The following is a 13,102-nucleotide window of genomic DNA, read 5'->3' on the forward strand; positions in this document are numbered from 1 at the left end:
GCCCCTGAGAAGCAGGTCGGCTCAGTAGCCGCCGTTGTAGGGCTGCTGGTTCCCCTGCTGCTGTTGCTGGCCGTAGCCCGGGGCCTGGGGGTACTGGTTGTAGTACTGCTGGTCGTTGTAGCCGTTCTGGTTGCCGTACGGCTGCTGCTGGTGCGGGGGCTGGTCGTCCGGGGTGATGCGGCGGAGCTGGGTCGTGGCATCGTCCATGGCGGGGAGCTGGGACTGGGGGGCCGGGGCCGCGGCCGCCGCGCGCTTCTTCTTGGAGCGTTCGCGAAGGTACTCGATGATGATCGGGACGACGGAGAGCAGGACGATCAGGATGAGGATCGACTCGACGTTCTTCTTGATGAAGCCGATCTGGCCGAGCCAGTAGCCCGCGAGGGTGACGCCGGTGCCCCAGGCGATACCGCCGATGATGTTGTACGTGAGGAACGTGCGGTACTTCATACGGCCGGCGCCGGCCACGATGGGGGCGAAGGTGCGCACGATCGGGACGAAGCGGGCCAGGACGATCGCCTTGGGGCCGTACTTCTCCATGAACTCGTGGGCCTTGTCCAGGTTCTCCTGCTTGAAGAGCTTGGAGTTGGGACGGCTGAAGAGCTTCGGGCCCAGGAACTTGCCGATCATGTAGCCCACTTGGTCACCGACGACGGCGGCGATCACGATCAGCGTGCAGACCAGCCACAGCGGCTGGGTGATGTAGGTGCCCTCGGCCACGAAGAGGCCGGCCGTGAACAGCAGGGAGTCGCCGGGCAGGAACGCGAAGAGCCCGGACTCCGCGAAGACGATGAGCAGGATGCCGGGCAGGCTGAACGTGGAGATCAGATAGTCCGGGCTGAGCCACTCGGGGCCGAGCGCAAGCGTGGTCACGGGGATGTGGCTCCTGCTGCTGGGGGGATACGGGCTGGGGGCTGACTGCCTCAAAGTATCAACGCGGCCGTCATGGCCCAGGTTCCATGGGCGTACTCAGGATGCACTGTGGGCCGTCCCGGTCAAAGCTGTGAACCATGGGCATCGACGAATAAGGCGGCGGACAGGGCCCCCAGCCCGACGTCCTCGTCGTCACCACGAACGACGTACCGGGCTACCGCGTGCAGGAGGTGCTCGGCGAGGTCTTCGGCCTGACCGTGCGCTCCCGGCATGTGGGCAGTCAGATCGGCGCCGGGCTGAAGTCCCTGGTCGGCGGTGAGCTCAAGGGGCTCACCAAGACACTTGTGGAGACCCGCAACCAGGCCATGGCGCGTCTCATCGAGCAGGCACGCGCGCGTGGTGCCAACGGCGTGCTCGCGTTCCGCTTCGATGTGACGGAGGCGGCGGACGTGGGCACGGAGGTGTGCGCCTACGGGACCGCTGTGGTCCTGGCCCGGGAGTGACCCGTACGGGGTCCCGGGCCAGGGGTCACGAGGTGTGCCGGGCGGCGTTCGCCAGGATCGCGTCGCGCAGGTACACCGCGAGGCCCGGGCGGATGGCGTCGTACGTCGCGGTGAACCGCGGGTCGGCGACGTACATCTCGCCCAGACCGGTGTGCATCTCGTGCGAGCAGTCGTAGTACGTCCCGGCGATGAAGCGGCGGTGCTCCTCCGCCGTGTCCATGGCCGGCCCGGAGTCGGCCGGTGTGCCGTCGGCCATCAGGCCGGCCATGCGCCGGTGGATCGCGTCGAACCGCTCGGTGGCGCGCTTCCAGTCCTCCTTGGTGTACGAGGCCGTGCGCCGCTGTGACTGCCGATAGGCGTCGGTGCCGCCCCAGCGCTCGCGCACCTCGCCCTCGTACCGGTCCGGGTCGAAGTCCCCGAAGACCTCGAACTTCTCCTCGGGGGTGAGGTCGATGCCCATGCCGCGTGCCTCCATGGCGTGCTCCACGGCCGCCGCCATCTTGCCCAGCTTCTCGATCCGGGCGGTCAGCAGTTCGTGCTGCCGGCGCAGGTGCGCGCGGGTCCGCTTCCGGGTCGTCGAGCAGGGCGGCGACCTCGTCGAGGGGGAAGCCGAGCTCTCGGTAGAACAGGATCTGCTGCAGCCGGTCGAGGTCGGCGTCGCCGTAGCGCCGGTGGCCCGCGTGGCTGCGTTCGCTCGGGACGAGCAGGCCGATGTCGTCGTAGTGGTGCAGCGTGCGCACGGTGACACCGGCGAAGCCCGCCACCTGTCCCACGGAGTAGCTCACTTCCGCTCCCTTCTTCTTCCGTGTCTTTCTTGCGTGTCTTCTCGCGTTCGTTCCTTCGTGCTTCACGGTCGGGCCTCACGCCACGTGAGGTGCAAGCGTGTTTCCTGATTGTCCCGATTGATCCGTTTATCGTGTGCCCGTGATCCAGGACTCCGGGCGGCAGGCGCCCTCCGTCACCCCCGCGACTCCCGCCCGTGCCCTGCTGCCGTCGATCCTGCCCGCCCTGGCCGTGGGGGTGATCTGCAGCCTGATTCTGGTGGGGGTGGAAACCGCCGCCGAGCAGCTCGAGGACGTGCTGTGGCAGACCGTGCCGGACGCGCTGGGGATCGGCCGGTACTCCGTGGCGTGGATGTTCGTGATGCTCGTCGCCACCGGCATCGCGGTCGGGCTGGTGGTGTGGAAGGTGCCGGGGCACGCCGGCCCCGATCCGGCCACCCTCGGCCTGGACGCCCCGGTCCTGCCGCCCGTCGTGCTGCCGGGGCTGCTGCTGGCGACCGCGCTGATGCTGGCCGGCGGGCCGAGCCTCGGCCCGGAGAACCCGATCATCGCCGCGAACGTCGGCCTTGCGGTCTGGCTGGGCGGCAAGGCCATTCCCCGGGCGCCGGGCCGGATCTGGCCGGCGCTGGCGGAGGCGGCGACACTCGGCGCGCTGTTCGGCACGCCCGTGGCGGCGGCCCTCGTCATCTCCGAGGTGCTGACCCGGCAGGAGACGCGCGGCCTGCTGTGGGACAACCTCTTCGCGCCGCTGATCGCCGCGGCGGCCGGTGCCCTGACCGCGACCCTCATCGACCACCCGAGCTTCGACCTGGACCTGCCGGCCTTCGGTCAGCCGGGTTGGTCGGACCTGCTGGCGGCGGTCGTGGTGGCCTGCGTCGGCGCGCTGCTCGGCATGTGCGCCGTGCGGGCGCTCCCGTACGTCCACGGGGCCTTCCGCCGGCTGCGGCACCCGATGCTGATGCTCCCGGCGGGCGGGGTGGTGCTCGGCGGTCTCGCCGCCCTGGGCGGCCATCTGACGCTGTTCAAGGGGCTCGACGAGATCGCCGAGCTGGCGCACGACCCGGAGGGCTGGTCGGCCGGGGAGTTCGCCCTCATGACGGTGGTGAAGCTGGCCGCGCTGGTCGTCGCCGCGTCCTGCGGGTTCCGCGGCGGGCGGATCTTCCCGGCCGTGTTCGCCGGCACCGCCCTCGGGCTGTGCGCGCACGCCCTGGTGTCCGGGGTGCACCCGTCGGTCGGTGTGTCCGCCGGGGTGCTCGGGGTGCTGCTGGCCATCACCCGGCAGGGCTGGATCAGCCTCTTCGTCGCCGCGGTGCTGGTCCTCTCGCCGGGGATCCTCACCCTGCTCTGCGTCGCCTCGCTGCCGGCCTGGCTGCTGGTGACGGGGCGGCCGCAGATGCAGCTGCGGGAGGACGGGACGCCGCTGCGATGACACCGCTCCGCTGACAGCACCGCCCTTTTCGCACCCATCCCTGGAGGCTCCCTTGCCGCTCAACGAAGGCCCCCGTCAGTCCGGCGAACGCCGGCTGTCCGTCAACCCCTTCTACGGCCCCGCCAACCCGGTCGGCGACATGGCCGAGGCCCCGCCCACGCACCGGCTCCCGGACCAGCCCGTGGCCCCGGCGACCGCCCATCAACTGGTGCGCGACGAGCTGATGCTCGACGGCAACGCGCGGCTGAACCTCGCCACCTTCGTCACCACCTGGATGGAGCCGGAGGCCGGGCTGCTGATGGCGGAGTGCCGGGACAAGAACATGATCGACAAGGACGAGTACCCGCGCACCGCCGAGCTGGAGCGGCGGTGCGTGGCGATGCTCGCCGATCTGTGGCACGCGCCCGACCCCGCGGCGGCCGTGGGGTGTTCGACGACCGGGTCGAGCGAGGCGTGCATGCTCGCCGGGATGGCGCTGAAGCGGCGCTGGACGCGGCGCAACGCCGACCGGTACCCGGGGGTCCGGCCCAATCTGGTGATGGGCGTGAACGTGCAGGTCTGCTGGGAGAAGTTCTGCAACTTCTGGGAGGTGGAGGCCCGGCTGGTCCCCATGGAGGGCGAGCGGTTCCATCTGGACCCGCAGGCCGCCGCCGAGCTGTGCGACGAGAACACCATCGGGGTCGTGGGGATCCTGGGCTCGACCTTCGACGGGTCCTACGAGCCGGTCGCCGAGCTGTGCGCGGCGCTGGACGCGGTGCAGGAACGGACCGGGCTCGACATCCCCGTGCATGTCGACGGGGCGTCCGGTGCGATGGTCGCGCCGTTCCTCGACGAGGACCTGGTGTGGGACTTCCGGCTGCCGAGGGTGGCGTCGATCAACACCTCGGGGCACAAGTACGGGCTGGTCTACCCGGGGGTCGGCTGGGCGCTGTGGCGGGACGCGGACGCGCTGCCCGAGGAGCTGGTGTTCCGGGTGAACTACCTGGGCGGCGACATGCCGACCTTCGCGCTGAACTTCTCCCGGCCGGGCGCGCAGGTCGTGGCGCAGTACTACACGTTCCTGCGGCTGGGCCGGGACGGCTACCGGGCCGTTCAGCAGTGCGCGCGGGACGTGGCCACGGGCATGGCCGGGCGGATCGAGGCGCTCGGCGACTTCCGGCTGCTGACCCGGGGCGACCAGCTGCCGGTGTTCGCCTTCACGACCGCGCCGGACGTGACGGCGTACGACGTCTTCGATGTCTCCCGGCGGCTGCGCGAGAGCGGCTGGCTGGTGCCCGCGTACACCTTCCCTCCGCACCGGGAGGATCTGTCCGTGCTGCGCGTGGTGTGCCGCAACGGCTTCTCCGCGGACCTCGCCGAGCTGCTCACCCAGGACCTGGAACGACTGCTCCCGGAACTGCGCCGGCAGCCGGGCCCCCTGACCCGCGACAAGCAGGCGGCCACCGGGTTCCACCACTAGGTCGTGTCCGCAAAGTCCCGTCGTCCGCCCGGAGGGCGGGCCCCGCGGCGTCTGGTGCGTGCTCTCGGCGTGCCGGGCGGAGTCCCTCGTACTGGATGTACTTGGGGCTTCGCCCGGTGCGGCGAGAGTGCGTGCCGGGCGTCTCGGGGCAGGCGGGACTTTGCGGACACGGCCTAGCGGGAGTCGTCCGGCAGCACCCCGACGAACGGGGCGCCCTCGCCCGCGAAGGTGTAGGCGCCGGCGCGGATGCGTTCGATGAGGTCGCGGGTCCACTGCGCGCCCGTGTCGGCCGAGTGGACCCAGAAGTTCATGATCTCGCCGATGTGGCCGAGCTGCTGCGGGCCGCCCTCGGGCAGGTAGTCCTCGACGACGGTGGCACGCCACTCCTCTATGGACCGCACCCGCTGCTCGAGGAGGCCCAGGGCCTCCTCGCGGCCGAGGTCCACCATGAAGCCGAGCGCGGTGGTGAGCACGTCCGGCTTCTGGTCGTAGGTCGTGAGCGACTGCCGGAGCAGCGCGAAGTACTCCGCGGTGCCCTGCTCGGTGATCTCGTACTCCGTGCGCGGCGGGCCCCCGGCCGTGGACGGGGCGATCTCGTGCGCCCGCAGCAGCCCCTGCTTCGCCATCTGCTTCAGGGCGTGGTAGATCGAGCCGGGCTTGGCGTTGGACCACTCGTGAGCGCCCCAGTACTCCAGGTCGCCCCGCACCTGGTAGCCGTGGGCCCGCCCGTGCTGGCGGACCGCGCCGAGCACGAGCAGGCGGATCGCTGACATGCGGTCCAGGTTAGGACCCGGTCTCCGTCTGCTGTTCCGCGGCCACCAGCGCGAAGGCGGTCGCGCCGTCCAGTGACTCTTCCTGACAAGGACGAAACTACGGACCCTTGCGGTCAGGTTCTGTCCGCAAGGGTCCGCGGCGACCGCCTGGTTCTGCCTAGTCCTCCAGGTACAGGCTCAGGTGCTGTCCGGTGTGCGAGTGCGTCGCCTTCGCCAGTTCGGCGGGCGTGCCCGTGAAGACGATCTCGCCGCCGGTGTTGCCGCCCTCGGGCCCGAGGTCGATGACCCAGTCGGCCTGGGAGATCACGGCCAGGTCGTGCTCGATGACGATGACGGTGTTGCCCCGGTCGACGATCCGGTTCAGCAGTCCGACCAGGTTGTCGATGTCGGACAGGTGCAGTCCGGTGGTCGGCTCGTCGAGGATGTAGACCGTGCCCGAGCCGGAGAGCCGGTCGGCGAGCTTGAGCCGCTGGCGTTCACCGCCGGACAGCGTGGCCAGCGACTGGCCGAGACCGAGGTAGCCGATGCCGGTCTCGATCAGGGCCTTGGTCTTGGCCCGCAGCGGGCCCGAGAGGAAGAACTCCCCCGCTTCCTCGGCGGACATGGCCAGGACGTCCGCGATGTTCTTGCCGCGCACCCGGTGCTGGAGCACCGACTCCTTGAAGCGCCGGCCCTCGCAGACCTCGCAGTGCGTGGTGACCGGGTCCATGTAGGCGACCTCGGTGATGAGCAGCCCGCGGCCCTCGCACTCCTCGCACGCGCCCTTGGAGTTGAAGCTGAAGAGCGAGGCGTCCTCGCCGCTGGCCTTGGCGAAGAGCTTGCGGATCGGGTCCATCAGCTTGAGGTAACTCGCCGGGGTGGACCGCGAGGAGCGCGGGATGGGTGACTGGTCGACGAAGACGGACCCCGGGTACTGGTCCCTGAAGGCGTGGGCGATCAGGGAGCTCTTGCCGGCGCCGGCCACCCCGGTGACGGCGGTGAGGACACCGGACGGGATCTCCGTGGAGACGTTCTTCAGGTTGTTGGCCGTGGCGTTGCGGATCGGCAGGGTCCGGCCCCACGGGCGGGGGGTCTCCTTGATCCCGCCGGTGCGCCGCAGTCCCTGCCCGGTCAGCGTGTCGCTGGTGCGGAGTTCGTCGTAGGCGCCCTCGAAGACGATCGTGCCGCCGTGCACGCCGGCCCGCGGCCCGATCTCGACGACGTGGTCGGCGACCGCCATGACGTCGGGGTCGTGCTCCACGACGAGGACCGTGTTGCCCTTGTCGCGCAGCGCGCGCAGCAGGTCGTTGAGCCGGCTGACGTCGCGCGGGTGCAGGCCGACGCTGGGCTCGTCGAAGATGTAGGTCAGGCCGGTCAGTTCGCTGCCGAGGTGGTTGACGAGCTTGAGCCGCTGGCCCTCGCCGCCGGAGAGCGAGGTGGTGGACCGGTCGAGGGTGAGGTAGCCGAGGCCGATGGACTGGATCTGCTCCAGCGTCTCGATGATGGTGGTGACGAGCGGGGTGTCGAGCCGCTCCCGGAGCGCGGCGACCACGCCGATGAGGTCGCTGACCTGCATCTGGGACCAGTCGGAGATGTTGTGGCCGTCGATGCGGGTGGCGAGTGCCTTCTGGTTGAGCCGGGCGCCCTCGCAGGTGGGGCAGACGCCGTCGGTGAAGAACTCGGCCGCCTTGTCGCGGGCCGCCTTGCTCATGCCGCCGGTGTCGCGCTTGAGGTGGCGGCGGACGAAGCTGTCCACCAGGCCCTCGTAGCGCAGCGCCAGTACGTTGCCGTTGGGGTAGGTCACCTCGACCGTGCCGGTGCTGCCGTGCAGCAGGGTGTGCGTCTCCTCGTCGGTGTAGTCCGCGAGCTTCTTCTCGGCGTCCAGGTGCTCGTAGTTGGCGTAGAACTGCCAGTTGGCGCTGCCGACGGTGTAGCCGGGCAGGAGGATGGCGCCCTCGGCGATCGACTTGCCGGGGTCGGTCATCAGCTCGGGGCTGGGGCGGCGGGCGCGGCCGAGGCCCTCGCACTCGGGGCACATGCCCTTGGGGTCGTTGAAGGAGTAGAGCCAGGTCTGGCCGAGTCCGTCGTTGCCGTGGTTGGCGAAGAGCACGCGCATCACGGTGTAGACGTCGGTGACGGTGCCGACGGTGGAGCGGGCGTTGCCGCCGAGGGGGCGCTGGTCGACCACGACCGGGGTGGTCAGCCGGGTGACGGCGTCCACGTGCGGCCGTTCGAACTTGGGCAGGTCGTGCCGGATGTTCCAGGGGAAGGTGGCGTTGAGCTGCCGCTGGGCCTCCACGGCGACGGTGTCGAAGACCAGGGAGGACTTTCCGGAGCCGGAGACGCCGACGAAGACCGAGATCCGGTTCTTGGGGATGACGAGGGAGACGTCCTTCAGGTTGTTCTCTCGGGCACCTACGACCTGGATGCCCTCGTCGGTTGCGGTAACCGGCGTCTGGTTCACAGATCATCCTTTCCGTGTGGGGCTCACTGCGTCTGCGTCTGCGCGCGGACGGCGCGCAGTAGTTCGGGGTCCTGCGGGTCGACCGTGGGGCCGAAGCGGCCCACGGGTTCGCCGGTGGGCGAGACGAGGAACTTCTCGAAGTTCCAGCGCACGTCGCCGGTGTGGCCCTCCGCGTCGGCGCAGGGGGTCAGGGCGGCGTAGAGGGGGTGGCGGTCCGCTCCGTTGACGGCGGTCTTCTCGGTGAGCGGGAACGAGATCTGCTGGAGGGAGCAGAAGCCGGCGATCTCCTCGGGGGTGCCCGGCTCCTGCTCGCCGAACTGGTTGCAGGGCACTCCGATGACGCTGAGCCCGTCCTCGTGGTGACGGCGGGCGAGCGTGTCGAGTCCGGCGTACTGGCCGGCCAGGGCGCACCGGGACGCCACGTTGACGATGAGCAGGGTCCGGCCGCGGTGCCGGGCCAGCAGGTCGGGCTTGCCGTTGAGTTCCGTGATGGCGATGTCGAAGACGGTCATGCCGTGCACGCTAGGTTCGCCCGCTCCAGAGGTGGTCGACGTCCCGTCGAGGTGGCGGCGGACAGGCTGAGGGGGGTGTGAGCCGACCCGGGGGATTAGCCGGCTCACACCCCGGCACAGGGCCGTCCCTACCGGCTCAGGGACCGGTACTTGCGGACGGCCAGCGGGAAGAAGACCGCGAAGATCGCGAGCGGCCAGACGAAGGACATGAGCATCGCGTGTTCGGCGATCCACGAGGTGCCGCCGACCCCGGGGTTGCCGAACAGCTCACGGGTGGCGTGGGCGGTGGACGACAGTGGGTTCCACTCGGCGATGGTCGCCAGCCAGCCCGGCATCATCTCCGGGGAGGCGAAGGTGTTGGCGACGATGCCGAGCGGGAACAGCAGGGTGTAGACGGCGGAGGCCGCCTCCGGGGTCTTGATGATCAGGCCGAGGTAGATGCCGACCCACAGCAGGGCGAAGCGCAGGAGGAGCAGGAGCGCGAAGGCGCCGAGCGCCTGGGCGAAGCCGTCGCTCCAGCTCCAGCCGGCGATGACCCCGCAGCCCATGAGGATCATCAGGACGACGGTGCTGTAGAGCATGTTGACGATGCTCTGCCCGATGACGACCGAGGCGGCCGACATGGGCATGGAGCGGAACCGGTCGGTGACGCCCTTGGAGGCGTCGGCGGTGACGCCGGCCATGGTCTCGCCGATGCCGAAGGCCATCGACATGACGAACATGCCGGGCATCAGGAAGTCCATGTAGTCCCCGCCGCCCTCGACCTGCATCCCGCTGCCGAAGATGCCGCCGAAGAGCAGCACCATGAGGATCGGGAAGGCGAGGCCGGCGAGGATCTGGGTGGGGTTGCGGGCCCAGTGGGACAGTCCGCGGAGCGTGAGCGTCCAGGAGTCCGCGAGGACCCAGCCCAGTTTGGCCAGCGGGTTCCTGGGCAGTTCGGGCGCGATGATCGCGGTCATGACTGGGCGACCTCCTTGAGGCTCTGCTCGGCGGACGTGGCCGACCCGTTGCCGGTCAGGTTCAGGAACACCTCGTCGAGTGTGGGCCTGCGCAGGGCGATGTCCTCGGCCTCGATGCCGGCGTCGTCGAGTTCGCGGGCGACCGCGGTGAGTGCGGCGACCCGGTTGGCGACGACGACGCTGATGCGCCGGTTGTCGGCGTCCGTCTCGGGCTCGGCCCGCAGCAGCGCGCCGATCATGCGGCCGGCCCGCTCGAGGTCGGGGGACCGGCGGAGCACGACGTCGATCCGGTCTCCGCCGATCTTGTTCTTGAGCTGGTCCGGAGTGCCCGACTCGACGACCCTGCCGTTGTCGATCAGGGCGATCTTGTCGGCGAGCTGGTCGGCCTCTTCGAGGTACTGGGTGGTCAGCATGACCGTGCGGCCCTCGGAGACCAGGCCCCGGACGGACTCCCAGACGTCGTTGCGGCCCCGGGGGTCGAGCCCGGTGGTGGGCTCGTCGAGGAACAGCACGGACGGGGCCAGGATGAGACTGGCGGCGAGGTCGAGCCGCCGTCGCATACCGCCGGAGTACTGCTTGGCCGGCTTTCCGGCGGCCTCGGTCAGGCCGAAGCGCTCCAGCAGTTCGTCGGCCCGGCTCTGCGCGGTGCGCTTGCCGATGTGGTACAAGCGCCCGAACATCACGAGGTTCTGACGGCCGCTCAGGTCTTCGTCCACCGCGGCGTGCTGCCCAAGGAGGCCGATGCTGTAGCGGACCTGCGCCGACTGGGTGGCGACGTCGTAGCCGGCGACGCGGGCGTGGCCCTCGTCGTACTTCAGCAGGGTGGAGAGGATGCGGACCGCGGTGGTCTTTCCGGCGCCGTTCGGGCCGAGAAGGCCGTAGACGACGCCTCGGGGTACCTCCAGGTCGAGTCCCGCGAGGGCCTCCTTGTCGCCGTATTTCTTCTTCAGAGCTTCGGTCTGGATCGCCAAATCGGCGCCGCCCATGCCCGCCCCTTCTTTCGGGTGCTCAAATTTGGGTACCCAGCGAGCATAGGGGAGGGCGGCCCGGTTATTCAAGTTTTAGTACCCCCTCGGGTGCCTCCCGTCGGCGTCGTCCTCCCGGACGTCCCAGTGGTCGCGGTGGGCGGCGTACCACTCGACCGTCTCGCGCAGTCCGTCCTCCAGCGACCAGCGCGGCGCGTAGCCGAGTTCGCGGCGGATCTTGGAGTCGTCCACCGCGTAGCGGAAGTCGTGCCCCTTGCGGTCGGCCACCCGCTGGACCAGGTCCCAGTCGCGCCCGCAGAGCTCGAGGAGACGGCCGGTCATCTCCTTGTTGGTCAGATGGGTGCCGCCGCCGATGTTGTAGATCTCCCCCGGCCGGCCCTCGTCCAGCACCAGCCGCACCGCCCGGCAGTGGTCGTCGACGTGCAGCCACTCCCGCAGGTTGGAGCCGTCCCCGTAGAGCGGGACGGGCTGCCCGTCGAGGAGCCGGGTGACGAACAGCGGGACCAGCTTCTCGGGGTGCTGGCCCGGGCCGTAGTTGTTGGCGCACCGGGTGATGCGCACGTCCAGACCGTGGGTGCGCCAGTACGACCGGGCGATCAGATCGGCCGACGCCTTGGACGCCGCGTACGGGGAGTTGGGCAGCAGCGGCTCGTCCTCCGTCCAGCGTCCCTCGGCGATGGAGCCGTACGTCTCGTCCGTGGAGACCTGGACGAAGACGCCCGTGTCGTGCCGCAGCGCGGCTTCGAGCAGGGCCTGTGTGCCGAGCACGTTCGTGCGGACGAAGGCCTCGGCGCCCGCCACCGAACGGTCCACGTGCGACTCCGCGGCGAAGTGCACCACCGCGTCGTGGCCCGGGAAGACCTTGTCCAGCAGCGTGGTGTCGCAGATGTCGCCGTGCACGAAGGCCAGCCGTGGGTGGTGCGGGGGCAGGTTGTTCAGCGTCCCCGCGTAGGTGAGCTTGTCCACGACGGTCACCCGGTCGTCCTCGTGCCCCGGGTAACCGCCGCTCAGCAGTGTTCTGACGAAGTGCGAGCCGATGAAGCCGGCCGCACCGGTCACCAGGATGTTCACGCGTCTCCCCGTCCTCGTCCCGTCAGCGTGCCGCGACCGGCGACCGGTGACGTGCGGTCAGCTTCTCCAGCGTCGGCACCACTTCGTTGGGGCTCGGCGCCGACAGCATGGCCAGCCGCAGCCGTCGCGCCCCTTCCGTGAACGCCGGGTCGTCGAGCACCCGGACGAGCTTGTCGCGCAGGATGTCGACGGTCAGGCCCTCGGAGTGCAGATGCAGCCCCGCGCCCAGCTCCTCCACCCGCTGGGCGCGGTAGATCGCGTCCCACATCCAGCCGAGCGCCACCTGCGGCACCCCGTAGGCGGCGGCGGTCGCCCAGGTGCCCGCGCCGCCGTGGTGCACGATCGCCGAGCAGCTGGGCAGCAGCGCCAGCAGGGCCACGTGGTCGACCACCCGCGTGTTGTCGGGCACCCGCGACACCTGGGCGAGTTCCTTCTCGCCGAGGGTCGCCACCACCTCGACGTCCAGGTCGGCCAGCGAGGCGAAGACGTCGTTCACGTCGACGGCGTTGGGGAACTCCGTGTCCCGGATGGTGAGCCCGAGGGTGAGGCAGACCCGGCGACGCTCCGGCGGGCGGCGCAGCCAGTCCGGCACGACGGCCGGGCCCGGCCCGTTGTACGGCACGTAGCGCGTGGGCACCGTCGGCAGCCCCAGCTCCATCCGCACCCCGGGGGGCATCTGGTCGACCGACCACTGTCCCGTGACCACGTCGGGGTCGAAGGCGGCCCCGTGCCGGTCCAGGGTGTACGCCAGCCACTCCTCCAGCGGGTCGTCGCGCAGTGCCTCGGGCAGTTCCGCCTGACGCCGGCGCAGCGTCAGATGGGTGTTGGCGAAGAGGTCGGGGAAGGCCAGCAGCCGGGCGTGGGCGGCCCCGGTCGCCTTGGCGGCGATGGCACCGGCGAAGGTGAAGGGCTCCCAGAGCACCAGGTCCGGCTGCCAGAACCGGGCGTAGTCGACGAGCGCGTCGATCATCGAGTCGTTGTTGATCTGGGCGTAGAAGGTCGCCGTCAGCATCGCGTTCGACGTCCGCAGGAAGTCGAGGCTCAGCCGCTCGGGACGGTTCTCCAGATAGTCGCGGTCCAGGTGGTGCATGAGCATCCCGGGACCGACGGTCGGGATGACGGCGTCCATCCGGTGGTTCTCGCCCACCGGCACGGCCGTCAGACCGGCCCGGGTGATGCTCTCGACCGCGGCCGGCTGCCCGGCCACCCGGACCTCGTGCCCGGCGGTCCGCAGCGCCCAGGCGAGCGGGACGACGCCGTTGAGATGGGCGTCCTGTGCGAAGGCTGTCAGCAGTACACGCACCGCGGTGCTCCT

General features: G+C 70.3%; 10 protein-coding genes and 2 pseudogenes. 3 read left to right on the top strand and 9 right to left on the bottom strand.

Features of this window, described 5'->3' with window-relative positions:
• Positions 1-21: 21 nt before the first annotated feature.
• Positions 22-870 carry a DedA family protein gene (locus ACFT32_RS20195; protein ID WP_382490918.1) on the bottom strand — a complete coding sequence of 283 codons (849 nt, stop codon included), beginning with the start codon at positions 868-870 and terminating at the stop codon, positions 22-24.
• Positions 871-1,007: 137 nt separating this feature from the next.
• Here ACFT32_RS20195 and ACFT32_RS20200 point away from each other — a divergent pair.
• Positions 1,008-1,373 (top strand): annotated as a pseudogene (locus ACFT32_RS20200) (YbjQ family protein).
• Positions 1,374-1,398: 25 nt separating this feature from the next.
• Here ACFT32_RS20200 and ACFT32_RS20205 read toward each other — a convergent pair.
• Positions 1,399-2,158: pseudogene (locus ACFT32_RS20205) on the bottom strand (MerR family transcriptional regulator).
• Positions 2,159-2,297: 139 nt separating this feature from the next.
• Between ACFT32_RS20205 and ACFT32_RS20210 the strand changes: the two are divergent.
• A complete protein-coding gene (locus ACFT32_RS20210; RefSeq protein WP_382490921.1) occupies positions 2,298-3,584 on the top strand; it encodes an ion channel protein in 1,287 nt (428 codons plus the stop codon).
• A gap of 52 nt (positions 3,585-3,636) precedes the next feature.
• Positions 3,637-5,043 (top strand): glutamate decarboxylase, encoded by a 1,407-nt coding sequence (locus ACFT32_RS20215; protein ID WP_382490922.1) that lies wholly within the window; start codon positions 3,637-3,639, stop codon positions 5,041-5,043.
• 173 nt (positions 5,044-5,216) lie between these two features.
• Here the strand turns inward: ACFT32_RS20215 and ACFT32_RS20220 are convergent, their stop codons facing one another.
• The 7 genes from ACFT32_RS20220 to ACFT32_RS20250 all read right to left on the bottom strand — a co-directional run bounded on the left by ACFT32_RS20220 (position 5,217) and on the right by ACFT32_RS20250 (position 13,090).
• Positions 5,217-5,816, bottom strand: coding sequence for a PadR family transcriptional regulator (locus ACFT32_RS20220; protein WP_382490925.1), 600 nt, complete (start codon positions 5,814-5,816; stop codon positions 5,217-5,219).
• 157 nt (positions 5,817-5,973) lie between these two features.
• Complete coding sequence (locus ACFT32_RS20225) at positions 5,974-8,259, bottom strand: ATP-binding cassette domain-containing protein (RefSeq protein WP_382490927.1); 2,286 nt, start codon at positions 8,257-8,259, stop codon at positions 5,974-5,976.
• Positions 8,260-8,282: 23 nt separating this feature from the next.
• Positions 8,283-8,771, bottom strand: coding sequence for a glutathione peroxidase (locus tag ACFT32_RS20230; RefSeq protein ID WP_382490930.1), 489 nt, complete (start codon positions 8,769-8,771; stop codon positions 8,283-8,285).
• A 128-nt stretch (positions 8,772-8,899) separates the two neighbouring features.
• Entirely contained in the window at positions 8,900-9,730 is an 831-nt protein-coding gene (locus ACFT32_RS20235; protein WP_215119846.1) for an ABC transporter permease, read from the bottom strand.
• Positions 9,727-10,716, bottom strand: coding sequence for an ATP-binding cassette domain-containing protein (locus ACFT32_RS20240; RefSeq protein ID WP_382490933.1), 990 nt, complete (start codon positions 10,714-10,716; stop codon positions 9,727-9,729). The genes ACFT32_RS20235 and ACFT32_RS20240 overlap by 4 nt, the downstream gene beginning before the upstream one ends.
• 75 nt (positions 10,717-10,791) lie before the next feature.
• Positions 10,792-11,787 (bottom strand): dTDP-glucose 4,6-dehydratase, encoded by a 996-nt coding sequence (rfbB, locus tag ACFT32_RS20245; RefSeq protein ID WP_382490936.1) that lies wholly within the window; start codon positions 11,785-11,787, stop codon positions 10,792-10,794.
• A 22-nt stretch (positions 11,788-11,809) separates the two neighbouring features.
• Positions 11,810-13,090: an activator-dependent family glycosyltransferase gene (locus ACFT32_RS20250; RefSeq protein WP_382490938.1), complete on the bottom strand. Its 1,281-nt coding sequence runs from the start codon at positions 13,088-13,090 to the stop codon at positions 11,810-11,812.
• Positions 13,091-13,102: the final 12 nt, after the last annotated feature.

Source organism: Streptomyces sp. NPDC057002 (assembly GCF_042673825.1).
Taxonomy (GTDB): Bacteria; Actinomycetota; Actinomycetes; order Streptomycetales; family Streptomycetaceae; genus Streptomyces.